This is a genomic window from Pontibacter aydingkolensis (assembly GCF_019443125.1).
GTDB classification, from domain to species: Bacteria; Bacteroidota; Bacteroidia; order Cytophagales; family Hymenobacteraceae; genus Pontibacter; species Pontibacter aydingkolensis.
Genome location: NZ_JAHYXK010000008.1, coordinates 181,056 through 204,584, shown reverse-complemented (window position 1 = coordinate 204,584; position 23,529 = coordinate 181,056). Strand labels below are relative to the sequence as shown.

The following is a 23,529-nucleotide window of genomic DNA, read 5'->3' as shown; positions in this document are numbered from 1 at the left end:
GTGAATACAAGAAGAATATTATTGCTCGTAGCCGGCATTGTTATACTTACGCTTGCCTTCTCCAGTATTTTTGTGCTGGAGGAAACACACCAGGCTATTGTAACGCAGTTTGGTAAACCAGTTGGTAAAACACGCACAGAGCCGGGGTTGCACTATAAGATCCCTATCATACAAAAGGTGCAGTTCTTTGATAAGCGCTACCTCGAGTGGGATGGAGATGCTAACCAAGTGCCTACCAAAGACAAAAAGTTTATTTTTGTAGATACATATGCCCGCTGGCAAATCACAAATCCGCTTCAATTCTTTATCCGTTTGCGTGACGAACGGTCAGGCCAGTCGAGGCTGGATGATATTCTGGATGGCGAAACACGAAATGCAGTAGCCAGCCACGATCTGCTTGATATTGTACGGTCCAGTAACCGTGACCCCGAGATATCTGATGAGGTTATGGAAGACCTGGAGAATCTGGATAAAATAAGTGTGGGGAGAGCAAGAATTGAAGCACTTATACTTAAACGCGCTAATGAGAGAACATCTGACCTGGGTGTGCAGATACTGGATTTTCGCTTTAAGCGAATGAACTATGTAGACGAGGTGCGGGACAGAGTTTACGACAGAATGAAAAGCGAGCGGAATCGTATTGCAGACCAGTTCAGATCAGAAGGGCAGGGAGAGGCTAGTAAGATTCAGGGTAACAAAGAACGTGACCTGGCCAAAATACAGTCTGAGGCTACCCGCGAGGCAGAAGTAATACAAGGTAGAGCTGATGCTCAGGCTACCTCCATCTATGCGTCGGCGTATAACAAAAATGCCCAGGCCAGAGAGTTGTATAGTTTTCTTAGATCTATGGAGGCTTTGGAAAACTCAGTGGATACCAAAACAAGTGTGATCATTTCTTCTGACTCTGAACTTTACAAATACCTTAAAAAGTCTAATTAGAGTCTTTTGACTTCAAAGTATGGCAACTCCGGCAGCAATTATGTAGCACCGGAGTTGCCATACTTTGTTAAGTTTTACTGTACTTTACGATAGCATTGGCTTTCATACTTTCGAATTAACTCTGGAGCGCTGAAATATAGCAGATCATCATTCAGTTAAGAAAGTCTCTAAGCTGAGAGCAGCTTATTTTTATACTTACAGACTTTAAATAAAGCATAAATTTTACGCATTCTATATGCAGCACATCCACCCGAAAACCACACCCATTTACCAGACATCAGTATTTACTTTCGACGACCTAAATGCGCTGGAGTTATACTTTGCAGAACCGGGACAGAACTACATGTACACCCGTTACGGCAACCCTAACACCGACGAACTGGCACAGGAGATAAACAAGCTGGAAGGCGGAGCAGGAGGGGTGGTAACCTCGTCGGGCATGTCGGCAATACTGGCGGCAGTGCTGGCTATCTGCAAAGCAGGTGACCATGTGCTGTGTGCTGAGGAAATTTACGGAGGCTCTGCTGCCCTGCTAAGCCAGGAACTAACCCGCATAGGTATAGAGGTTACATACGTGCCCTCTGTTGATACTTATACTTTAGACAAGTATACCAGGCCAAATACACGCCTGATGCTGGCAGAGACCATGAGCAACCCTTTGCTGCAGGTGCTTGATATTGCCAGGCTAGCACAGGAAACGAAGAAGCAAAGTATAAAACTGGTGATTGATAATACGTTTGCCACGCCTGTACTTACCAAACCATTGGCCTTGGGTGCTGACATGGTAATGCACAGCGTTACCAAGTATCTTTCCGGGCACAGTGATGTAACGGCTGGCGTGGTAGTATGCAAGCAGAAAGATGACCTGCGGCGTGTTGAAGCAGTGATGAGAACCTATGGCCTGAACCTAAGCCCATTTGAAGGTTGGCTGGCAGCACGCGGCCTTAAAACACTGCGCCTGCGCATGAAACAGCATTGCAGCAATGCCTTGGCTATAGCTCTGTTTTTACAGCAGCACCCGAAGGTAGAGCAGGTTTGGTACCCAGGCTTAAAGGAACATCCACAACATGAGTTGGCAAAGGAACAGGGGCAAAGTATGTTTGGGGGTATGCTCAGCTTTAGAATTAAGGATGATGTAGAGGCTGTCAACCGCTTTATGCAAGGCCTTACTACTATACCTTTCGCGCCTTCGCTGGCAGGAGTTAGTACGTCTATCTCTTACCCGTTAGGTACCTCGCATCGCTCTTTAAGCCCGGAGCAACAGCAAAAGTTAGGTATTACGACAGGTGTGATTCGTTTATCGGTAGGTATAGAGGAGCCGGATGCGTTGATTACTGAGTTGGAACAGGCTTTAGAGCAGGTGTAAGGGCTGCGTTTTATAGCTGCTGTGGTCCAACCACCCCTGCTCCTCCTTGTCTAAGGCGGGGAACTATGGCTTAACCAAGGAATGAATTCTGCTAATGCTTTCGCCAAAGTATAGATTCTGTAGCTGCGGCCATAGCGCGGACAGGTCGCGACCTGTCCCTACGGAACAATCCTCAGGTATGACTTTCCCTTTTGTCATTTTGGAAAAATCCTGGTATAAGGGAGGTTTAGCCGTAGCTAAAAGCTATGATCCTAGCTCTGTAGGGACAGGTCGCGACCTGTCCGCGCTATGGCTGATACAATGAAATTTATATTTTTAAATGAGCAACAGCTGAACTCACTCTCCTGTTCTTAGGAGAGGGCTGGGGTAACTACACCACCTCCAGTAACTTCTTCAGGTTCTTCACCACTTTCTCCAGGTCTTCTTCTTGCAAACTGCTGCTGCTTGGCAGGCAAAGGCCACAGTTAAACAGGCGTTCGCTCAGGCCATCTCCAAAGTATAAATTGCTGGCGAACAGCGGTTGCAGGTGCATTGGTTTCCAGAGGAAACGGGTTTCGATGTTCTCATCTTCCAGGGCCTGCCGTATACTTTCGGGTTTGTGGCCCTCTGGTAAAAGTATGGTAGTAAGCCAGCGATTAGCGAAGCTGGTTTTAGGTTCGGCTACAAATTCAATCCCTTCTATACTTTCCAGCTGGTTACGGTAGTAGTTAAATATCTCGCGACGCTGCTTTACACGCACTTCCAGCATCTCCATCTGTCCACGGCCAATGCCTGCGCTAATGTTGCTGAGGCGGTAATTGTAACCCATTTCGGAGTGCTGGTAGTATGGAGCCGGGTCTTTGGCCTGGGTAGACAGAAACTTCGCCTTGTTTGCCAGGTCTTCTTCAGCGGTTATAATGGCGCCGCCACCAGAAGTAGTGATAATCTTGTTGCCGTTAAACGAGAATACTCCGATACGCCCAAAGGTGCCCACCTGATGGCCGCCATATCGAGAACCCAATGCTTCTGCGGCATCCTCTATTACAGGTATTCCAAACTCATCGGCAACAGCCATAATTTCTTTTAATTTGGCCGGCATGCCGTAAAGGTGTACCAAAAGTATAGCGGCTGGTTTTTTTCCCTGGTTTAAGCGGTCTTCTACGGCAGAACGGAGCGTATCCGGGCACATGTTCCAGGTTTCGGCTTCGCTTTCTATAAAAACAGGGCTTGCGCCTAAGTATAAAATCGGGTTGGCCGATGCTACAAAGGTAAAAGTAGAGCAAAGCACTTCGTCTCCTGCACTAATGCCAACCAGTCGTAAAGCCAGGTGAATAGCTGCTGTGCCAGAACTTAGGGCAACTGCATGGCGGGCATTGGTATGCTGGCAGATGTCATGCTCAAAACCAGGCAGGTTGGGGCCGGCAGTTGTTACCCAGTTATCTTCAATGGCTTTCTGTACATAGTTTTTTTCATGCCCACCCATTTGCGGAACAGAAAGGAAAATTCGCCCTGGCCTGTATATCATGTCTCTACTTTTTTTGAGGGTGACTCAATTGCATCTGGTTTACGCTAAGGTTTATACTTGAACGGTAATCCAAAGTATAGCGTATGTGCTTTTCGGCTTTTACGTATGCTACATCAATATAGCAAAAAGACTTTACTCAGACAGGGCCTTTTACGCAGTAAATGGGATTATGCTGCAAGGCTGCGCTGGTTTCCTGTCATTTTTATAGATTGCAGCTTTTATAGAACATTATCGAACATATATAATGCTTGACTTCCCAAACGCCAAGATCAACCTTGGTTTATACATAACTTCCAAAAGACCTGACGGCTTTCATAATCTTCAGTCTTGTTTTTACCCAGTAAAGTGGTGCGATGCGCTGGAAATTTTACCGGCTGCGGCAGAGCAATTCGATATGACAGGGCTGCCCGTGCCCGGCAACCCGGAAACAAACCTGTGCCTGAAGGCTTATAAGCTGCTGCAGAAGGACTTTAACTTACCGCCAGTACACATACACCTGCATAAGGTTATACCCATGGGGGCCGGCTTGGGAGGAGGCTCTGCCGATGCTGCTTTCACTTTAAAGCTACTAAACAAGCAGTTCGAACTTAACCTGACAGACGATGCCCTGGAAGCATATGCCCGCCAGTTAGGCAGCGACTGCGCCTTTTTTATTCGTAACAAGCCTGTTGTAGCCACCGAAAAGGGAGATGTGTTTTCACCAATTGACCTGAACCTTAGCGGCTATACTTGTGTGATAGTTTACCCAGGCATACATATAACAACAGCAGAGGCATATGGTAATATTAAGGTTGAGCATCCTGATTGCCACATTGATATGCTCCTCAAACAGGATATCCAAGTATGGAAAAAGGTACTTAAAAATGATTTTGAGGAGGCGCTTTTTCCAAAGTATCCGGAACTGCCGCAGATCAAGGAAAAATTATACGCAGCAGGAGCAGTGTATGCCTCTATGACGGGTTCCGGATCGGCAGTTTATGGCCTGTTCAAAGACGAGCCTGGCCAGTTAATCTTCCCCGACCACTACCTGCTCTGGAAAGGTCTGCTTTAGTTTTTTGCGGCGCTTGTCATAAGAATCCAAAATAGGGTAGATAAATACACTCAGCAAAATAATGGCTGCGCCCAGGTAAAACCCGGAAGACATCTGCTCATCTTCCTTAAAGATCATGAGGGCAAGTATGATTCCGTAGATCGGCTCCAGGTTTACAGTCAGGTTCATGGTATAAGCCGTTATGCGCTGCATTAACCTTACAGAGGCAGTGTAGGCGTATACTGTACAAGCCAGCGCCAGCACCATTAGGTATACCCAATCCATGGAGTTCATGCTAAAGTTAAGCGTGCCACCCTCAGCAAAGTAAGTTGTGTAGATAGGGAAAAACAGAACGGTGCCCAGGCAGGCGCCTGTCATCTCGTAAGTGGTGATGGTAGTAGAAGGTATGTGCTTTACCAGCTTGGCGTTGATAATGGTAAAGATAGAACCCATCAATGCCGAGCCTATTGCCATGGTTATACCCAGTATGCTGTCGAATTCTGTTTCGTGCTGGAAAATAATGTACAGGCCGAAGATCACCAGCAGCGCTAGTAGAATCTCGTGAGGCTTTATTTTGGTTTTGCTAAAGAGCGGGTCCAGCAGGGCGGTCCAGAGGCTGCAGGTGGCAATGCCTACCAGTGTAATTGAAACCGACGATACCCGCGCAGCGGCAAAAAACAGGATCCAGTGGGCGGCAATAATAAAACCAACGCCCAGCAGTTTTATCGCCTGCACCCTGCCCATCCAAAACGGAGTGCCGCGTTTGTAAATAATAGCCCCGATGGCCAGTGCCGTGATAGACGTGCGCAAAGCTACCAGTTCTACAGCTGGTATCGTGATAAGCTTACCAAGTATAGCTGTAAAGCCCCACAGGAACACAATGAAGTGAAGCTCTAAAAAATCTCTTAAACGAGGCATATTAACGCGGAACGTATCGGTATAAAATAAACCCTATGCCTGTAAACACAATCGTCGGTATCCAGGCAGCCACAGATGGGTGAATATCGCCTACCTGTGCCAGGCTGCGGCTGGTTATCACGAAAATGATGAAAATAAAGGCTAGTAAAAAGCCAAGCGCTATCTGGAAACCAACACCCCCACGCGCCTTGCGTGCACTTACAATTACACCAATAACGGTAAGTATAATGATGGCAAAAGGATAACTGAAACGCTCATACTTTTCAATCAGGTAAGTTTCCAGGTCGTCGGCACCACGAGCTTTTTTCTCGTCTATGTACTCGTTCAGCTCCGTTAGCGTCATGGTCTGCTCAAGCTTGTAAGTGCTTTCAAAATCTTTAGGCGAAAGCCTCAGGGTTGTATCCAGTGCACCGCCTTTGTAAAGTGTTTCTTTCTCGCCATCGAAGGTGCGCAGGGTATAGTTGTCCACGTGCCACTTCTGCTTTTCGTCGTCCCAGCGTACGTTATTGGATGTAAGCTTGCTTTTCAGGTTTGTGTCTTCAATCGTTTCCAGTGCAAAATTATACCCAACCTTAGCAGTGACGTTGTAGCTTTCCATGTATACGTAGGTCTCGGGGGCTACTTTCACGTGTATGTTGCGGCTATCGTAGGTAAAGGAGCTCTTTGTATACTTTATCTGGAAGGCAACGCTTTCTTTATTCGCATTGGGAATAACCCAGCCTATAAGCACAAAGATTACTACCGCAATAATTGAAGAACCCATCAGGTAGGGCACCAGCAGCCTTCTAAAGCTTACGCCGCTGCTAAGTATGGCCACGATCTCGGTATGTGAAGCCAGTTTGGCTGTTACAAACACCGTGGCAATAAACACCGTTATCGGACTTAGCATGTTGGCGTAAAACGGGATCAGGTTCAGGTAATAGTCGAAAATGATCTCACTGGCAGCCACATTATGCTTGATAAAGTCGTCGTTCTTCTCAGTAAAGTCAATTACCAGAATTACCGACACAAGTATAAGCACCACAAACACGAAGGTGGTCAGGAACTTCTTTAATATGTACTTATCGAGGAGCTTCAAGCTTTGCTTAAGTTAAAAAGTTAAAGAGTTAGAAAGTTAGAGAAGTAGAAAGTTTAAGAGTTTATACTTTCTACTTCTCTAACTTTCTAACTATAAACGTGTCATTAATTTCTTTACCATCACATCTTTCCAGTCGCGGAAAGTTCCATTCAGGATGTGCTGGCGTGCCTGCCTTACCAACCACAGGTAAAAAGTAAGGTTGTGCACACTGGCAATTTGCCCGGCCAGGTACTCACCGCTATGTATAAGGTGGCGCAGGTAAGCCTTGCTGTAGAACGTGCTCACATAGCCACCCAGTTCCGCATCGATGGGGGTGTGGTCGTTCATCCATTTCTGGTTTTTTATGTTGATGATGCCCTGCGTTGTAAACAGCATGCCGTTGCGGGCGTTTCTGGTTGGCAACACACAGTCAAACATATCTACACCTAAGGCAATATTTTCGAGTATGTTAGCCGGCGTGCCTACACCCATCAGGTAGCGTGGTTTATCTGCCGGAAGTATGTCGCACACCAGATCGGTCATCTCATACATCATTTCGGCTGGTTCGCCTACCGATAAACCTCCAATGGCGTTGCCTTCTCGACCGAAGCTGGCAATGGTCTCTGCAGACTGTATGCGCAGGTCTTTGTAGGTGCTGCCCTGCACAATCGGGAAAAGCGTTTGGTTATAGCCATACTTTGGCTCGGTGCTGTCGAACCTATCCACGCAGCGCTGCAGCCAGCGGTGCGTGCGCTCCATCGAGTATTTGGCATAAGTATGATCGCAAGGGTAGGGGGTACACTCATCAAACGCCATAATAATGTCGGCGCCAATGGTGCGCTGCGTATCCATTACGTTTTCCGGTGTAAAGTTTAGCGTAGAGCCGTCGATATGCGACTTAAACTTAACGCCCTCTTCTTTTATCTTACGTGTGCCTGCCAGCGAGAAAACCTGGTAGCCGCCGCTGTCGGTAAGTATGGGCCTGTCCCAGCCGTTGAATTTATGCAAGCCACCAGCCTGCTCAAGCACATTGAGGCCCGGGCGCAGGTACAAGTGGTAGGTGTTGCCAAGTATGATTTCGGCATTGATGTCATCTTTTAGCTCGCGCTGGTGCACAGCCTTAACTGTACCGGCTGTGCCAACGGGCATAAAAATGGGTGTTTCGATGGTGCCGTGATCAGTTTGTACTACACCGGCACGCGCTTTAGACTGAGGATCCTTGGCTACTAATGAAAATTGCATATCTCTGATTAACAGCACTATCTCTTGCGGAAATAATGCCTGCCGCAGTTGCCGTAAACAGCTAACCAGCAGCGTTTATTTATACTTCTAAAAGAACCGGCAAAGATACAAAGAGTAATGCCACAAACCATACAATTTTTTTAATGCGGGTATGCTTCGGAAATGGCTATTTAATGGCTATTTTTGAGGAGGCTTTAGGTAAATTGTTTAATTGCTGCATGGCTGAATTGTTGCTTCCTGTTAAATACAGATAGCATTCAGCAGTTTTAGAGTACTACAATTGACCAACCCAACCATTTAACAGTACAAATTTGATTACAAGTATACTCCTGGGGCTGCTGGCGCTCTGTGTGCTGGTGCAGCTTTATTTTGCGCTTATTTACTTCTTCCCCCTTACAAAGCACACAGACCCGCAGTCTGATGTAAGGCGGCCTGTTTCCGTTATTGTGGCAGCCCATAACGAGCAGGATAACCTGTACGAACTGCTACCCATGCTGCTGGACCAGGAGTATCCAGAGTTTGAGATAATTGCTGTAAACGACCGCTCGGACGACGATACAGAGTTTTACTTGTATGAGCTTGAAAAACAGTTTCCGTACTTCAGGGTAGTAACGGTAAAAAAGACGCCGGATTATTTAAACCCGAAAAAATATGCCGTGGCCCTGGGTATAAGAGCCGCGAAGTACGAGCATATGCTTTTTATTGACGCCGACTGCCGCCCATGCAGCCCAAATTGGATCGATAAAATGCAGGCAGGATACGAAACCGGGGCAGAAGTAGTACTTGGCTACTCTCCGTATGCACAATTAAAAGGTTTTTTAAATCACTTGATCAGATATGAAACCTTGCTTACCGGAATTCAGTATCTGTCTCATGCAAACCTAGGGAAACCCTATATGGGGGTTGGTAGAAACTTATCCTATACAAAAACTTGTTTCTTTAAAAACAAGGGGTTTGCATCTCATATCAAAACGATGGGTGGCGACGATGATCTTTTTGTACGCGATGCCGCCAACAATAGTAAAGTTAGCATTGTTATTAACAAGGAGGCGCAAACACTTAGCATTCCTAAAAAGACGTTTTGGGAGTGGATTGTGCAAAAACGTAGGCATATGTCCGTCGGCGGGCGTTATAAAGCGGCAGACAGAAGAAGGATAGGAGCATTTGTAGCATCGAACGTTTTTTTCTACATCCTCTTAGTAATTCTTCTTATATTTCATAGCCATTTAGCTATATTAGGCGCGCTTGCAGGTATTCGTTACTTATCGGTGTTTCCGGTATATGTAATGGCTGCACGCAGACTCGACGAAACGGTATCCCTGCCACTGTTACCTGTGCTCGATGTAGTTTATTTTTTTAGCTACGTCTTCCTTGGGATATCTGTATTAATGTATAAACGACTCAGATGGAAGTAAACAAACAATTCTCTGCAAAAGCAAAGCACGATTTTAAACTCATACAGGCAGCGGTAGAAGACAACGACGAAAAAGCTTATGCCGAGCTGATGAGTATCTATAAAAAGCCTGTTTACCATGTGGTTTTAAAGATGGTGCGCAACGCTGACGATGCAGAGGACTTAACGATAGAAGCCTTTGCTAAGGCTTTCCGTAACCTGCACAAGTTTAACCCGGAGTACGCGTTCAGTACCTGGCTTTTCCGTATCGCTACAAACAACTGTATCGACTTTATCCGCAAGAACAGGATCAAAACGATGTCTATCGACTCAGCCATTAAGATTGATAACGGCGACGAGATTACCATCGACTTTAAAGATAAGAACCTGAACCCGCAGGAAGAAGCGATCAAAAACCAGAAGATCGAGATCATGCAGTACGTGGTGGCCAAGCTGCCGGAAAAGTACCAGCGCCTTGTTACGCTGCGTTACTTTAACGAGCTTAGCTACGAAGAGATTGCCACAGAGCTTAACGCACCGCTAGGTACTGTAAAAGCCCAGTTGCACCGTGCACGCGAGTTGCTCTATGACATGGTAAAAAATAAGAAGCACCTTATTTAATCGTTGATTGCTAAACTGTTAAATTGTTGATTATACATGAGAAAACATTTTACGAAGCAACCATTAAACAATACAGCCATTTAACAATTAAGAGATATTGATTACGTTAAAAGCCCCTGTTGCCCGTAAGCAGCAGGGGCTTTATACTTTTAGTGCGGATGCCGTACTTATTTTATACTTTTGCACACTGTTGATTTATACTTTAAGTGATGCTTTTTTCGAGAGACAAATGGATGGAAAAAATGGGGAGGTTATACTTAAGACTAAGATTGCACCATCCTGAAAAAATAAACCGGGAGCTAAGTATAAAGTATGAAGGCCAATACCGCAATGCCGGACTAACGCTGCTGTTCGATGTGTTTATGGCTGTAGCAGTAGTTGCTGCTGTGGCTTTAATTGCCGGTGTTGTATACTTATTAGCTGCGTAGCCCATTATTTGTAATTCATAATTAAGATATATGCCTCATTCTACTGCCATCCGCACACTCTTATCGGGTTACTTTCCGGAACTTACCGAAGACCAGTTACAAAAGTATGAGCACATGGGAGAGTTGTACCAGGAGTGGAACCAAAAGATTAACGTGATCTCGCGCAAAGACATGGACCAGTTGGGCATACACCACATCCTCCACTCACTGGGCATTGCCAAAGTAGTATCTTTTCCGGAGCATACCTCTGTGATGGATGTGGGCACAGGCGGCGGCTTACCGGGCTTGCCTTTAGCGGTGATGTTTCCGGAGGTTAAATTCCATTTGGTAGACTCTATCGGTAAAAAAATACACGTGGTGCAGGAGATTGCTCGTGAACTGCACTTGCATAATGTTACTGCCAGCCATGCCCGCGCCGAGCAGGTACGCGACAAGTATGATTTTGTAGTGAGCCGTGCCGTAACGCGCCTTGCCAACTTCTGGCCCTGGATCATGAACAGCTTCAAGAAAACCGGACTGCCAACTGAAGGCTTGTACTATCTGAAAGGCGGCGACCTGGAAGAAGAAATTGCAGAATCAGGGTTGATAACGAAAACCTATAACCTGTCGGATTACTTTACAGAGGAGTTCTTTGATACAAAAAAGGTAGTATACGTGCCGCTGAAATAGGACCAGGATTCTTAGGATGAATAGATTTTAGGGTTTAGTGAATTTACTGTAGAGACGCATTACTTTGCGTCTCTTTTGTTTTGTAGAAAACAAGCCCGTCCAAAAGACCTCACAGAGTCTACAAGACCTGTGAGTGTCTTGGTTGCAACGGGGCAAAGGCTACTGGCACAGACGCTCGCAGGAGCTGCGCGCACTGCGAGGTCTAAAACAATCCTAAAATCTATTCATCCTGAAAATTCTAGTCAAATCATAGTCAGTCCTCAAGTATAAACCGCACGGCCCTGGTTTCAGAGTAGTAGTAATCCTTCCTGAAGTCTTCTGTAAAACCAACATGTCCGCCTTCCTCGGGCATCTCCAGGAAAAAGTATGGGTTTTGTTCGGCCTCCAGTATGGGGTAGCAGGGCTTTCCTAAAAAAGGATCGTTTTTAGCGTTTACCAGTAGTGTTGGCACCTTTATTTTAGGGATAAACTGCTTTGAGCTTACGCGCTTGTAATAGTCTTCGGCATTTTCAAAGCCATGCAGGGGCGCTGTGTAACGATCATCAAACTCAGGAAAAGACCAAAGTATGCTATAGTCCGTCAGGTCTACCTCTTCGGGATACATTTGCCTTTTCTGCTCAAGCTTGGCGCCTAAGGATTTTAAGAACCGTTGCGTATATATTCTGGAAATCTGTTGTGCCGATGATTTAAGATCTACAGGTACAGAAAACACAGCAGCTCGCTTAACTTCTGAGGGTATCAGTTCCGGAGCCTCTCCCAGGTATTTAAGAGTGATGTTGCCACCCGCACTAAAACCTACCAGGTATACATTGTCATAGCATTCTGTATCCAGGACATGCTTTATTACAAAGTCCAGGTCATCGGAGGCACCCAAGTGGTAGGAGCGGAGCAGTTTATTAGGCTCGCCGCTGCAGCTGCGGTAGTTCCAGGCAAGTGCATCCACGCCACGCTGGTTAAAAGCCTTTACCATACCCTGAATATAAGGCCTGCCAGTGTCGCCTTCCAGGCCATGCGAAAGTATAACCAGATCGTTTGATCCGGTTCTGGACCAATCTATATCGATAAAATCGTCATCGGGAGTAACCAGGCGTTCGCGCTCGTAAAGCACGCCGTCCACTTGCCTGAACAAACTGGGTATTATGGTTTGCAGGTGGCCGTTAAAGAGGTAAAAGGGCGCTTTGTGTTTAGAAGGAACAATAGGCATGGCTAAATAATTTATGGCTACTGTTATAGTATTTCTGTACGTAATTCGTGCGAAAATAAACTATTCTTTGCAGCTTATATATCAATATTTATTCTTTTCCGTAATAGATGCTGTAACTAATAAATACAACTATGAAAATTACATCAAAGTTTAAAACGATAGGATTCGCACTGGCTATTGGTATGTTCACTTTTGCCTGCTCGCAGGAAACACAAAACGAAACCAATGAAGAAATAAACGAGGCACAGGCCGAAATGACTGAGGCTGGCGATGAGATGAACCGTGAGTTTGACGAATTCAACTCCTGGGTTACCACGAATACTGAGCGAGCAGAGACTGTAACTGCTGATGAGTACCGTGAGATGCGTACAGAGTATAACCGTCGTTCTGCTGAATTGGAGGCAGAAAGTAGCACCTGGGATGAGGAAACACGCAGAGAGTGGGAAGAGACTAAAGCCGACTGGAATGACTTTGAGAACAAAGTACAGCAACGTTTAGGCAAGATTGATGATGTGGATGTTGACGTTGACGTGAACAAAAACTAAAAGTATAGCTTAGTAAAGCAGAACGGCCCCTGAAGTTTGGCTTCAGGGGCCGTTCTGCTTTAGATGCGTGTTCTGTTTGGTGATAGCTGCCCTGAATGCCTGCTTCAGGAACAAACAGGAAATACTAGGACTAAAGAGTTCTGTTTGTTACCTTTGCAAACCCTGAGGTGCTCTAAAAAAATATAGAAGGGTACTTTGGAAATTAATTGTAAAGGGTTTACCTTTGCAAACTCATTACAGAACGGATACAAAAAGATTTAATAGTATAAAATAATATGGCTAACCATAAGTCGGCATTAAAGAGAATCAGAGCGAATAACGCTAAACGTCTTCGTAACAGATATCAGGCGAAAACTACTCGTACTTTTATCAAGAGATTAGAAAACCTTACTGATCAGGCCGAGGCGCAAGAGCTTTACAAGACAGTTTCTTCTATGCTTGACCGTCTTGCCAAGAAAAACATAATCCACAAAAAGAAAGCAGCTAACAACAAGTCAAGACTTGCTAAGTTAGTTAACGGCCTGGCCGCAGCTTAATTTCTGCTGGTATAAAGTATCAGAAGCCTTACATGTAATGTGTAAGGCTTTTTGTGTTTTTTATACTTTCCTGATTTATACTTTAGACCGCTCTTTCAGTTTTGCAATCCGAAAGTATGGAAGTGCGGACTTGCAATCCGCAACGGGAAAGGTAGTAACTATAGCATCGCGGTTAGGTTGCAGATTAAGTGCAATAAGTGTAGTTACAACTTCTATAATCAATAACCAACAACTACTAACCTTATCCCTGTAGTTAGCAAGACGCAAAATATTGCGCCTCTTCGTTCTGGTGATTCAGAAGGATGAATACTAACCAAAGTATAAAACCTCTAAAAAAGGAATGGCCCTGCTATAAAGTATAACAGGGCCATTCCTTTTATGCTAAGTATTACTAAGCTATACTCAACTTGATCATGTTGGTGCGTTTCTGTTCGTTAATTGGCATGCTGGCTGTGTTAATAAACACATCACCTTTGTTAATATACCCGCCGTTCAGAAGCTCCTGCTTGATATCAGCAATGGTAGCATCCGTAGATTCAAACTTATCATAATGGAAGCCACGCACGCCCCACACCAGGTTAAGAGTACTCAGAAGTTTGATATTCTCGGTAAAAATAAAGATATCCGACTTAGGACGATACTTTGCCAGGTGGAAAGCAGTGTAACCAGACTTTGTCATTCCGATAATAGCTCGTGCATTTGTGTCGCGGGCCAGGTTAGAGGCATTGGCTACTAAACTATCACTGAAGAATGTATCAGAGTGCGGGTTAAGTATAAATGTCTTGTTAAAGATATCTGAGTGCGTCTCTACAGTTTTAATAGTAAGGCTCATACTTCGGATAGTCTCGATAGGGTAGGCGCCTACAGCCGTTTCTGCGCTTAGCATCAAGCAATCGGCACCGTCAATCACTGCATTGGCAATGTCGTTTGTCTCGGCACGTGTAGGGCGCGGGTTTTCGATCATACTTTCCATCATTTGGGTGGCGATGATAACCGGTTTGGCGGCCTTGTTGGCTTTCTCTACCAGCATTTTCTGGATCATCGGCACCTTCTCCATACCAACTTCCACACCAAGGTCTCCGCGGGCTACCATCAAGGCATCGGCTGCATGTATTATCTCATCGATATTTTTAATAGCCTCCGGTTTCTCGATCTTTGCAATTACGCGTGTGTCCTTGCCACGTTCCTGAATAATGCGCTTGATCTCCTGTATGTCTTCTACCTTACGAACAAAAGAAAGGGCCACCCACTCTACATCGTTGTCCAGGCCAAAGTGCAGGTCGCGCAGGTCTTTTTCGGTAAGTGAAGGAGCTGATACTTTGGTGTCGGGCAGGTTGATGCCTTTGCGTGGCTTTACCACGCCGCCATACCTTACCCTTGCCTCAATAGAGCAGTCCTTGTCGGTGGTTAGTACAGTCAGCTCCAGTTTGCCGTCGTCCAGCAGTATGGCATCGCCTGGATTTACGTCACGGGCAAGTTCGGTGTATGATGTGGCAAGGTGATCTGTATTGCTAACCGATCCGTCGCATATCAGCTTTACAATCTGGCCTTCTTTTATCTCTACGCCGCCATTCTCAACTTCTCCTACCCGAATTTTAGGGCCCTGTAAATCTTGTACCAGGCAAATGTTTGTGTTATGCTGCCTGTTTATTTCACGTACATGGTCAATAACCTGCTGGTGTGCAGCATACTCCCCATGCGAAAAGTTTAACCTGAAAGCGTCTACGCCTTCTCTTATTAATGCCAGCAAGCGGTCGTGTGAGTTGCAGGCCGGGCCTACAGTAGCAAGAATCTTTGTCTTGTTAAATGAAATTTCCATGATCAGAAAAGTAGATTCTCCTTAAATTTAAGTGTTAGTGGATCAAATTGTTTAACGTACTGTACCAACTGAGTTTTGAGAATCCTGTTAATAAACTCTTGTGGGTATAACTGCTGCATAGCTCCGGCGATCTGTATCACGTAGTCATACTCTTTTATATCGGGCAGCAGAAACGGTTTTTTTAAAGTTGTGGCAACCAAAGCCTTGTTTCGGAATAACCGCACAACATTATGGTCTGTAATGTACTGATAATTTGAAATAATTAAACGGTCCTTCCCAAAAAGATCGTAACATAGGTCTTTCTGTTTTGATAAGCGCAGGTCGAAAATAGTGTTCAGGGCCCATGCCAGCTTGTAATCTTTAACAGGAGATACAACGCCGTAAAGGTGAAAGTCGTACTCGTACTCAATATCTAACCGTAGTGTTTTCATTAGGTAAGGTTGGCTTTGTCAAAAGTAAGAACCTATTGCAGTAAAAGCGAAAGCTTAGCATTAAAACTTTTGATAAACTGCTAATAGCATAAATTTTTTTGACATTGTCTGCCTAATTACATTTCTTTGCACAGTGTTTTAATAAACTATAAGAAAAATGTCAGAAATCGCAGAAAAAGTAAAAGCTATCATCATCGATAAGCTTGGTGTTGAAGAGTCAGAGGTTACACCAGAGGCTAGCTTCACTAACGACCTTGGCGCTGATTCATTGGATACAGTTGAGCTTATCATGGAATTCGAAAAAGAATTCAACGTATCTATTCCAGATGATCAGGCTGAAAATATCTCTACTGTAGGTCAGGCGGTTAGCTACCTGGAAGAGCACGCAAAGTAATTTTTGCATTAACCTATTGTATAAATCTCTACTATCTATCCTCTACTAGCAGCTTATGGAGCTTAAGAGAGTTGTAGTTACTGGGCTTGGCGCACTCACGCCACTTGGAAACTCTGTTTCAGAATACTGGGACGGTTTGATCAATGGCGTGAGTGGGGCTGCGCCTATAACCCGCTTTGACGCGAGTAAATTCAAGACTCAGTTTGCCTGTGAAGTAAAAGGATACGACGCAGAAAAATACTTCGACCGTAAAGAAGCCCGCAAAATGGACTTATTTACACAGTTTGCCATGGTAGTTGCCGAGGAGGCCGTTACCGATGCAAACCTGGTGGAAGGAAATTACGATCCGGATCGCGTTGGTGTGATCTGGGGGTCTGGTATCGGCGGTTTACGCACGTTTCAGGAGGAATGTGTGAATTTTGCCCACGGCGACGGTACGCCACGTTTTAACCCGTTTTTCATCCCAAAGATGATCGCTGACATCAGCGCGGGTCACATTTCTATAAAGTATGGCTTCAGAGGGCCAAACTTTGTAACCGTTTCTGCCTGCGCGTCTGCCACAAACGCTATTCTGGACTCTTACAACTATATCCGTTTGGGTATGGCCGATGTAATTGTGACAGGTGGTTCTGAGGCTGCCGTAACAGAGGCTGGTATTGGTGGTTTCAATGCCCTGAAAGCCCTTTCAGAGCGCAACGATTCACCTGAGACCGCTTCCCGCCCGTTCGACAAGGACCGTGATGGCTTTGTGCTGGGAGAGGGAGCAGGTGCCCTTATACTGGAAGAGTATGAACATGCAAAAGCCCGTGGCGCAAAGATCTACGCCGAGGTAATCGGTGGCGGTATGTCTGCGGATGCATATCATATTACTGCTCCACACCCTGAAGGACTTGGTGCCCTGAACGTAATGAAGAATGCGCTTCGCGATGCTGGTATTAAGCCGGAAGACGTAGATTACATTAACGTGCACGGTACATCTACACCACTGGGCGATGTGAGTGAGGTAAAAGCGATCCAGACAGTTTTTGGAGAGCATGCCTACAACCTTAACATCAGCTCAACCAAGTCGATGACGGGCCACCTGCTGGGTGCTGCCGGAGCTATAGAAGCAATTGCCTCTATTCTGGCTATCAAAAACCAAATGGTGCCGCCAACAATTAACCACTTTACCGACGACGAATCTTTTGATCCGAAGTTAAACTTTACGTTTAATAAGGCACAGGAGCGTGAGGTAGAGGTTGCTTTAAGCAACACGTTCGGCTTTGGTGGCCATAATACATCTGTTTTATTCCGTCAATTCAAAGATTAGTGTTTGGGCCTATTAAACCAGTTCGGCGCGTTTATCACAAGCTTTTTACCAGAGACAGAGAATTACTACGCGCTATTGCTGGAATAATTGGCATTACGCCGGATAACATCCGCCTGTATAAACTTGCTTTAACGCATACCTCTTTTGCACGCCAGAATGCTACTGCGGGCAAACACGAGACAAATGAGCGTTTAGAGTTTTTGGGCGATGCTATACTTGGCTCCGTTGTGGCCGAACACTTGTTCAATAAGTTTCCTTACGAAGACGAAGGTTTTCTTACGGAGGTACGCTCGCGCATTGTAAACCGGGAGTCGCTGAACCATATTGCCCTGAAGATTGGCTTGAACCTGCTTGTAAAAGTAGATACTTCCAATAGCAGCATGCGGCATAAATCAGTAAACGGTAATGCCCTTGAGGCTTTAGTAGGCGCTGTTTACCTTGATAAAGGCTATGACAGAACGCGCCATTTTATACTTAAGAAACTCATAAGGCCACACGTAGACCTGCATAGCATTGTAAATACCACCGCCAACTTTAAGAGTAAGTTGATCGAATGGGCACAAAGTCAGAATAAAGAGATTCGGTTCGAGATTATCAATCGCAAGCAGCAGGGCAATACGACAGAGTTTACCTCCGAAGTATACGTTGATGACAAACCAATTGCTGTGGGGGTGGGTCTTTCCAAGAAAAAGGCCGACCAGGCTGCCGCCGAAAAAAGCCTTAACGCTTTGAATATTGCTTAACTGTTAGTTACTGGTTATTTGTTATTGGTTGTTCGAAGTGTAGAGACGCAATATTTTGCGTCTTTTTTGTTTGTGAGCAGTATGTTTCGTTATCAGTTATTTGTTGTTGATTGATCAATGTTGGTTTTTGGGATGCTGGTTGTTTGTAGAGACGCAATACGTTGCGTCTTGTTGGCTACAAAGCATTGCATCTAAAAGTTGGCGCTAGCAGACACATCAAAGTATGTCTTACGGCTCACGGAAGTCTGAAGACTTCCCATCATGTAAAGTCACAAGTGACACTTCGTTTAACACTTGCGCCAGGAAAGGGTTATTACTGAAGCAAAAAAGAGGCAACGTATTGCGTCTCTACATTCTCCAACAATCAACAATTTAACAATTCAGCAATTAGGTTTAACTTGCCTGCTGTTACTTGCGTTATAAAACTCCATGAAAGAAACCAGACTACAGTTGGCAGCAGCTGCGCTCAACCAAACGCCAATGGATTGGGACAACAATCTGCAGAATATAAAACAAGCCATTACAGAGGCAATTACAAATAAGACCGATATTCTATTACTGCCTGAGCTTTGCATTACCGGTTACGGCTGCGAAGACATGTTCCTGAGCCCATGGCTCTCCGAGGTGGCCTTTGAGAAGCTGTTGCAAGTAAAAGAGTGGTGCGAAGGCATTACAGTAGCCGTTAGCCTGCCTGTTTTTCTGGATCGTAAAGTATACAATACCGCCTGCGTTATCAAGAACAAAGAAATACTGGGCTTTACGGCAAAGCAGTTTTTGGCAAACGATGGTATACATTACGAACCGCGCTGGTTTACGCCTTGGCCTGCTAACGAGGTGCAAGAGTTTGAAATGATGGGCGAAACTTACCAGATAGGAGATATCATTTATGAAGAACAGGGTGTAAAGTATGCCTTTGAGATTTGTGAGGATGCATGGCGGCCAAACCGACCTGCTGAGCGCCACATGCCTAAAGGTGTGCAACTTATACTTAACCCAAGTGCCAGCCACTTTGCTTTGAGCAAAACCGATGTAAGGTACAGGCTGGTAGTTGATGCCTCTAAAAAATACCAGTGTGCTTACATGTACGCCAACCTGCTGGGCAACGAGGCCGGCCGCGTTATTTACGACGGAGAAGTTTTGATAGCTCAGAACGGTAAGCTTATCCGTAGAAATGAGCTGCTGTGCTTTAAAAACGTGGATATGGAGTGCGCTGAAGTATGCTTTTCCGATAGTCCTGAAATTGCTGAGGTAATAGAGTACCTGCCACCGATTGATGAGAACAAGGAACTGATTGCTGCCCTCAGCCTGGCTTTGTTTGATTACATGCGCAAAAGCCGAAGCCGTGGGTTTGTATTGTCGCTGAGTGGGGGAGCCGATTCGTCGCTTTGTGCGGTAGCTGTGGCTGAGATGGTTCGCCGTGGTATAGAGAGTCTGGGATTAATGGGTTTTACAGCCAAATTGCAGATGTTCTCTGTGCGCGATGCAGCCGCTATCGATAACCTGACGGCAGAACAGGCCCAAAAAGAACTCGTGAACAGGCTGCTTACCTGTGCTTATCAGGGCACTGTTAACTCCTCGGACGATACTTTTAATTCCGCTAAAGGCCTGGCAGAGTCTATCGGGGCCAGATTTTATAACTGGACCATTGACGATGAAGTGCGCGGTTATACTTCTAAAATTGAGGCTGCCCTGGAACGACCTTTAACCTGGGAGCAGGATGATATTACGCTGCAGAATATACAGGCGAGAGTGCGTGCTCCTGGTATCTGGATGCTGGCCAACATAGAGAATGCCTTACTGATGGCAACCTCTAACCGCAGCGAGGCCTCTGTAGGCTATGCTACCATGGATGGCGATACGGCAGGAAGTATATCCCCGATTGCTGGTATAGACAAGGCGTTTATACGTCAGTTTTTAATCTGGGCGCAGCAGGAACTGGGGTATGAGGGGCTACAGTACGTAAACAACCTGCAGCCAACTGCCGAGTTACGTCCAGCCAAAGAGGCGCAGACAGATGAAAAAGACCTGATGCCTTATCCGGTACTAAACCAGATTGAGCGCCTGGCATTCCATGACCGTTACTCTCCTAAAGAAGTATTTGACATACTAAGTGAGCAAAATTTAGCTGAGCCGGAGCAACTGCAAGCCTGGCTAACGAAGTTTTACAGCCTGTGGTCGCGTAACCAGTGGAAGCGGGAACGGTATGCACCGTCTTTCCACCTTGATGATTACAACGTAGACCCACGCAGCTGGCTTCGCTTCCCGATACTGAGCGGAGGATTTAGAGAAGAACTGGCAAAAATGAATAGCTAAAATTATAAGAAGGCGTTGCACCACAAGCAACGCTTTTTTATTTTCTAATAGTCCCCAAATTTCCGCTTCAGGTGTTCGTTGGTCAAAAGTATACTTAGCATAAAAAGTATGAGCATGATGCCAACCGGAACCAGAAGGCTTGCCAGCAAGGGCAGAAAAATGAAGCAGACAAGGCCTGTGAATAGTGAAAAGAAGCCAATCCCAAGTATGAATTTAGTGTAGTAGCGGTTGCCTTCCTTCCAGTTCTTCTGGTTGCGCATCGAATAGTGCGTTCTAAATCCCCAAATCCAGTTAATGTGCTTGGGTGGCCGTTTGTAAAGTATAAATCCTATCAGGAGTACTAACAAGCCCGGTAACAGGTGGAGGAACAGCATCATATTTTTGTGTCTAGTCTTAATTGTATATACCTGTATCAGGAGGTGTCGTTTTTTACATACCCGATTTATTGTAACTTTGGCTTTATGAGCATCACCCTAATTAATCTACTAAACTATATAACCTGGAACGTTGATCCGGAAATATTCAGCATTGGCCCTTTAAGTGTACGCTGGTATGGTTTGCTGTTTGCCCTGGCATTTATTTTCGGGCAGCGCATACTTACCAAGATATACGTAGCCGAAGGCCGCACCGAAGGCGACGTGGACGTGATTACCCTATACATGATCATTGGTACGGTAATAGGTGCACGCCTGGGCCATACGTTGTTTTACTCGCCGGAGTATTACCTGAGCAACCCAATCGAGATACTAAAGATATGGGAAGGCGGACTTGCCAGCCACGGTGCCACTATCGGTATACTCTTCGCCCTGTGGCTGTTTAGCCGCAAACAGAAATTTGATTACATGTGGGTACTGGATCGCATTGTAATTGTAGTAGCCCTGGGTGGAGCGTTAATACGACTGGGTAACCTGATGAACTCTGAGATAATCGGCCACCAGACAACTGTTCCCTGGGCCTTTTTGTTTGAGCGCCTCGGCGAGAACCCAACTGTGCCACGCCACCCTACGCAGCTGTACGAGTCGCTGAGTGTGTTTTTCCTTTTTGTGTTGCTTTACTGGCTCTGGAAGAAGTATAAAAGTGCGCTGCCAAAAGGATTGCTGTTCGGTATTTTTGTAACAGCCCTGTTCACTTTCCGCTTTTTGGTAGAGTTCTTAAAAGAAGACCAGGTAGCAAAAGAAGCGACTATGACGTTGAACATTGGGCAGATTTTAAGTATACCTTTAATTCTGATCGGTTTGTTTATACTTATTAAAGTATGGCAAAATCCCAAGCCAGCATTACCCGGCGGAAGACTTGAAGAAAATTCAAAAGCTTAGCTGAAATAAAATTAAAGTATAAAAAGCCTCTTTGCTGATAACAAGCAGAGAGGCTTTTTTATGGGTATGAATTATAACAGTACGTTTTTGGCGCAAGTCTTAAGCGCAGCGGTGACTTGCCATGATAGGAAGTCTCCCCGAAATACTCCGGGACAGGTCAGACTTCCGTAAGCCATACTTTATACTTTGAGATATCTGCCTATTGCGAACTTTAAAATGCACTGCCCTGTAGCCAACAAGACGCAAGGTATTGCGTCTCTACATTTCCAATAACGAACAACTACCAACCATTAACTAGCAACTAATAACCAGCAACTATAAACCAAAACGGTACAGACTGCCGCCTTCGCTGGTGATGATAAGTGTGCTGTCGTCTTCAAAGGCTACTCCTTCTGTTTGCCCGGCCTCTTTAATGTTTATAGCTTTATACTTTCCTTCATAAAATGAGGCTGGCGAAGTATAGCCTGTAAAAATATGCAGTTTCCCTTCGCTGATCAGCGCTACGGTTTCCTCGTCGGGGCTGATGGCTGCACCGGTTATCATGGTGTTTATGTTATGTTTCCCGATCAGTTTAGCCACATAGGTTCCGGGTTCGGCAGGCAGTTGGTATACTTTGGCGGTTTTTTCCTGGCCCCTGTCTTTGGATATCAGGTATATGTTATCATCGTGCCAGAAAATAGCCTCACAATCAAAGTTCCTGTCTTTTTTAGATGGCGGGTACTCCTTCTGGTCTTCGTAGGTAAAGCGTATGGCCTGGGGCTTTTCAGTATCTTTAAGGTTTATTTTATAAATCGCTAATTCTTTGCGCCTGTTGTTATTGTTGCCGGTATCTGCAATGTAAATGTTGCCGTCCTTGTCCATGGCCAGGTCTTCCCAGTCAACGTTTGGCAATTTAAGTTTGATGGTTTGTGTTATCTCGGCTTTACTGTTGATTCTATAGAGGTGAGGCTGATTGCCGGCATCGTTGTGGGTAAGATAATGCCCATTTTCTGCCAATGCTATTACGCCGGAGCTTTCGTTTATTTCTCCGGGTAAGGCAGCTATCTTTTGTAAACTTCCGGCAGTGGTATTTCCTGAAGCAGAGGCGGAATCAGTGGTTAAAGAACCCGGACGAGTAAAGTAAAACATAGCAGCAATTGCTACTATAAAGAATGCTAAAACTTTTACCATAAGCTTCATAAGTTTGTTTAAAGTGGTTGCATACGTATCAGTATTATACTTAACGAGAAGTTTTAACAGACGTTAATAGATTTAAGCGCCAAAGATGCATATAACTGTACCATTTATCACCTCCAGAAGTATAAAGCAGCATGGTTATCAACAAAATTAAAGAGACGTGCCTGTACGTTAGTAGCCTGCAAAACTGCAAGGCCTTTTACAATGGGAAACTGGGTTTTGAGGTGATAGGTGAGGTGCAGGACAGGCATATTTTCTTCAGGGCCGGCGAGTCGGTGTTGCTGTGTTTTATTGCAGAAGCCTCGCGCAAAGGAGGCAATTTACCCCCACACTACGGATCCGGGCAATTACACCTGGCCTTTGAGGTTAGCAAAAAAGATTACAACGCCTGGAAAGAAAAGATCAGCAGCCTTGGCATTGCCATTGAGCAGGAATACGACTGGGGTGGCGGCTACCTGTCTTTTTACTTCCGCGACCCGGATAAACATTTGCTGGAGGTGATTATGGAGGGAATGTGGGAGCGCGGAAGCTGATCTTTGAATGTACTATCTCTTATAAAACAGAAACCCTCAGTAT

At 45.3% G+C, this 23,529-nt stretch carries 24 protein-coding genes; 15 read left to right on the top strand and 9 right to left on the bottom strand.

The features are described from left to right. Entirely contained in the window at window positions 1-939 is a 939-nt protein-coding gene (gene hflC / locus K0O23_RS11840) for a protease modulator HflC (RefSeq protein ID WP_219877634.1), read from the top strand. A gap of 235 nt (window positions 940-1,174) precedes the next feature. Continuing rightward, the gene (locus tag K0O23_RS11835) at window positions 1,175-2,305 is read left to right on the top strand and encodes a trans-sulfuration enzyme family protein (RefSeq protein ID WP_219877633.1); all 1,131 of its coding nucleotides are present in this window, start codon (window positions 1,175-1,177) and stop codon (window positions 2,303-2,305) included. Between the two features lie 370 nt (window positions 2,306-2,675). Here K0O23_RS11835 and K0O23_RS11830 read toward each other — a convergent pair whose 3' ends face one another. Next, on the bottom strand, window positions 2,676-3,809 hold the full coding sequence (locus K0O23_RS11830) for a DegT/DnrJ/EryC1/StrS family aminotransferase (RefSeq protein ID WP_219877632.1): 1,134 nt from the start codon (window positions 3,807-3,809) through the stop codon (window positions 2,676-2,678). A 244-nt stretch (window positions 3,810-4,053) separates the two neighbouring features. Between K0O23_RS11830 and ispE the strand changes: the two genes are divergently transcribed. Further along, window positions 4,054-4,860 (top strand): 4-(cytidine 5'-diphospho)-2-C-methyl-D-erythritol kinase, encoded by an 807-nt coding sequence (ispE, locus tag K0O23_RS11825; RefSeq protein WP_219877631.1) that lies wholly within the window; start codon window positions 4,054-4,056, stop codon window positions 4,858-4,860. On the opposite strand, the gene K0O23_RS11820 is transcribed toward ispE, so the two are convergent. The 3 genes from K0O23_RS11820 to tgt all read right to left on the bottom strand — a co-directional run bounded on the left by K0O23_RS11820 (window position 4,816) and on the right by tgt (window position 8,056). Then, entirely contained in the window at window positions 4,816-5,757 is a 942-nt protein-coding gene (locus tag K0O23_RS11820; RefSeq protein ID WP_219877630.1) for a DMT family transporter, read from the bottom strand. The two genes, ispE and K0O23_RS11820, sit on opposite strands and share 45 nt — an antisense overlap. A gap of 1 nt (window position 5,758) precedes the next feature. Beyond that, complete coding sequence (locus K0O23_RS11815) at window positions 5,759-6,835, bottom strand: LptF/LptG family permease (RefSeq protein ID WP_219877629.1); 1,077 nt, start codon at window positions 6,833-6,835, stop codon at window positions 5,759-5,761. A 90-nt stretch (window positions 6,836-6,925) separates the two neighbouring features. Further along, window positions 6,926-8,056 (bottom strand): tRNA guanosine(34) transglycosylase Tgt, encoded by a 1,131-nt coding sequence (tgt, locus tag K0O23_RS11810; protein WP_219877628.1) that lies wholly within the window; start codon window positions 8,054-8,056, stop codon window positions 6,926-6,928. 311 nt (window positions 8,057-8,367) lie between these two features. Here tgt and K0O23_RS11805 point away from each other — a divergent pair, with 311 nt between their 5' ends. The 4 genes from K0O23_RS11805 to rsmG all read left to right on the top strand — a co-directional run bounded on the left by K0O23_RS11805 (window position 8,368) and on the right by rsmG (window position 11,167). Then, the gene (locus K0O23_RS11805; RefSeq protein ID WP_219877627.1) at window positions 8,368-9,471 is read left to right on the top strand and encodes a glycosyltransferase; all 1,104 of its coding nucleotides are present in this window, start codon (window positions 8,368-8,370) and stop codon (window positions 9,469-9,471) included. After that, the gene (locus K0O23_RS11800; RefSeq protein WP_162347085.1) at window positions 9,462-10,070 is read left to right on the top strand and encodes an RNA polymerase sigma factor; all 609 of its coding nucleotides are present in this window, start codon (window positions 9,462-9,464) and stop codon (window positions 10,068-10,070) included. The genes K0O23_RS11805 and K0O23_RS11800 overlap by 10 nt, the downstream gene beginning before the upstream one ends. 209 nt (window positions 10,071-10,279) lie before the next feature. After that, window positions 10,280-10,498, top strand: coding sequence for a hypothetical protein (locus tag K0O23_RS11795; RefSeq protein WP_219877626.1), 219 nt, complete (start codon window positions 10,280-10,282; stop codon window positions 10,496-10,498). Window positions 10,499-10,528: 30 nt separating this feature from the next. Further along, window positions 10,529-11,167, top strand: coding sequence for a 16S rRNA (guanine(527)-N(7))-methyltransferase RsmG (gene rsmG, locus K0O23_RS11790; protein WP_219877625.1), 639 nt, complete (start codon window positions 10,529-10,531; stop codon window positions 11,165-11,167). 253 nt (window positions 11,168-11,420) lie between these two features. Here the strand turns inward: rsmG and K0O23_RS11785 are convergent, their stop codons facing one another. Next, window positions 11,421-12,371, bottom strand: a complete 951-nt coding sequence (locus tag K0O23_RS11785; RefSeq protein ID WP_219877624.1) for a YheT family hydrolase — start codon at window positions 12,369-12,371, stop codon at window positions 11,421-11,423. 131 nt (window positions 12,372-12,502) lie between these two features. On the opposite strand from K0O23_RS11785, the gene K0O23_RS11780 reads away from it, so the two are divergent. Both K0O23_RS11780 and rpsT read left to right on the top strand, forming a co-directional pair. Beyond that, window positions 12,503-12,916 carry a hypothetical protein gene (locus K0O23_RS11780; protein ID WP_219877623.1) on the top strand — a complete coding sequence of 138 codons (414 nt, stop codon included), beginning with the start codon at window positions 12,503-12,505 and terminating at the stop codon, window positions 12,914-12,916. A gap of 275 nt (window positions 12,917-13,191) precedes the next feature. Further along, the gene (gene rpsT / locus K0O23_RS11775) at window positions 13,192-13,452 is read left to right on the top strand and encodes a 30S ribosomal protein S20 (protein WP_219877622.1); all 261 of its coding nucleotides are present in this window, start codon (window positions 13,192-13,194) and stop codon (window positions 13,450-13,452) included. Window positions 13,453-13,843: 391 nt separating this feature from the next. Here the strand turns inward: rpsT and pyk are convergent, their stop codons facing one another. After that, window positions 13,844-15,271 carry a pyruvate kinase gene (pyk, locus tag K0O23_RS11770; RefSeq protein WP_219877621.1) on the bottom strand — a complete coding sequence of 476 codons (1,428 nt, stop codon included), beginning with the start codon at window positions 15,269-15,271 and terminating at the stop codon, window positions 13,844-13,846. Window positions 15,272-15,273: 2 nt separating this feature from the next. Beyond that, the gene (locus K0O23_RS11765; protein WP_219877620.1) at window positions 15,274-15,702 is read right to left on the bottom strand and encodes an IPExxxVDY family protein; all 429 of its coding nucleotides are present in this window, start codon (window positions 15,700-15,702) and stop codon (window positions 15,274-15,276) included. A 157-nt stretch (window positions 15,703-15,859) separates the two neighbouring features. Between K0O23_RS11765 and K0O23_RS11760 the strand changes: the two genes are divergently transcribed. The 4 genes from K0O23_RS11760 (at window position 15,860) to nadE (ending at window position 20,461) form a co-directional block, all read left to right on the top strand. Further along, window positions 15,860-16,096 carry an acyl carrier protein gene (locus tag K0O23_RS11760; protein ID WP_025609494.1) on the top strand — a complete coding sequence of 79 codons (237 nt, stop codon included), beginning with the start codon at window positions 15,860-15,862 and terminating at the stop codon, window positions 16,094-16,096. 55 nt (window positions 16,097-16,151) lie between these two features. Then, on the top strand, window positions 16,152-17,405 hold the full coding sequence (gene fabF, locus K0O23_RS11755; RefSeq protein WP_219877619.1) for a beta-ketoacyl-ACP synthase II: 1,254 nt from the start codon (window positions 16,152-16,154) through the stop codon (window positions 17,403-17,405). Then, complete coding sequence (rnc, locus tag K0O23_RS11750) at window positions 17,405-18,148, top strand: ribonuclease III (protein WP_219877618.1); 744 nt, start codon at window positions 17,405-17,407, stop codon at window positions 18,146-18,148. The genes fabF and rnc overlap by 1 nt, the downstream gene beginning before the upstream one ends. 429 nt (window positions 18,149-18,577) lie before the next feature. Then, window positions 18,578-20,461 carry an NAD(+) synthase gene (gene nadE, locus K0O23_RS11745; protein WP_219877617.1) on the top strand — a complete coding sequence of 628 codons (1,884 nt, stop codon included), beginning with the start codon at window positions 18,578-18,580 and terminating at the stop codon, window positions 20,459-20,461. A 44-nt stretch (window positions 20,462-20,505) separates the two neighbouring features. Here the strand turns inward: nadE and K0O23_RS11740 are convergent, their stop codons facing one another. Continuing rightward, window positions 20,506-20,838 carry an SdpI family protein gene (locus K0O23_RS11740; protein WP_219877616.1) on the bottom strand — a complete coding sequence of 111 codons (333 nt, stop codon included), beginning with the start codon at window positions 20,836-20,838 and terminating at the stop codon, window positions 20,506-20,508. Window positions 20,839-20,922: 84 nt separating this feature from the next. On the opposite strand from K0O23_RS11740, the gene lgt reads away from it, so the two are divergent. Then, window positions 20,923-21,777: a prolipoprotein diacylglyceryl transferase gene (lgt, locus tag K0O23_RS11735; RefSeq protein WP_246597059.1), complete on the top strand. Its 855-nt coding sequence runs from the start codon at window positions 20,923-20,925 to the stop codon at window positions 21,775-21,777. A 315-nt stretch (window positions 21,778-22,092) separates the two neighbouring features. On the opposite strand, the gene K0O23_RS11730 is transcribed toward lgt, so the two are convergent. Next, window positions 22,093-22,947 carry an NHL repeat-containing protein gene (locus tag K0O23_RS11730; protein WP_246597058.1) on the bottom strand — a complete coding sequence of 285 codons (855 nt, stop codon included), beginning with the start codon at window positions 22,945-22,947 and terminating at the stop codon, window positions 22,093-22,095. Window positions 22,948-23,087: 140 nt separating this feature from the next. Here K0O23_RS11730 and K0O23_RS11725 point away from each other — a divergent pair, with 140 nt between their 5' ends. Then, window positions 23,088-23,486: a VOC family protein gene (locus tag K0O23_RS11725; protein ID WP_219877614.1), complete on the top strand. Its 399-nt coding sequence runs from the start codon at window positions 23,088-23,090 to the stop codon at window positions 23,484-23,486. Window positions 23,487-23,529 lie beyond the last annotated feature (43 nt).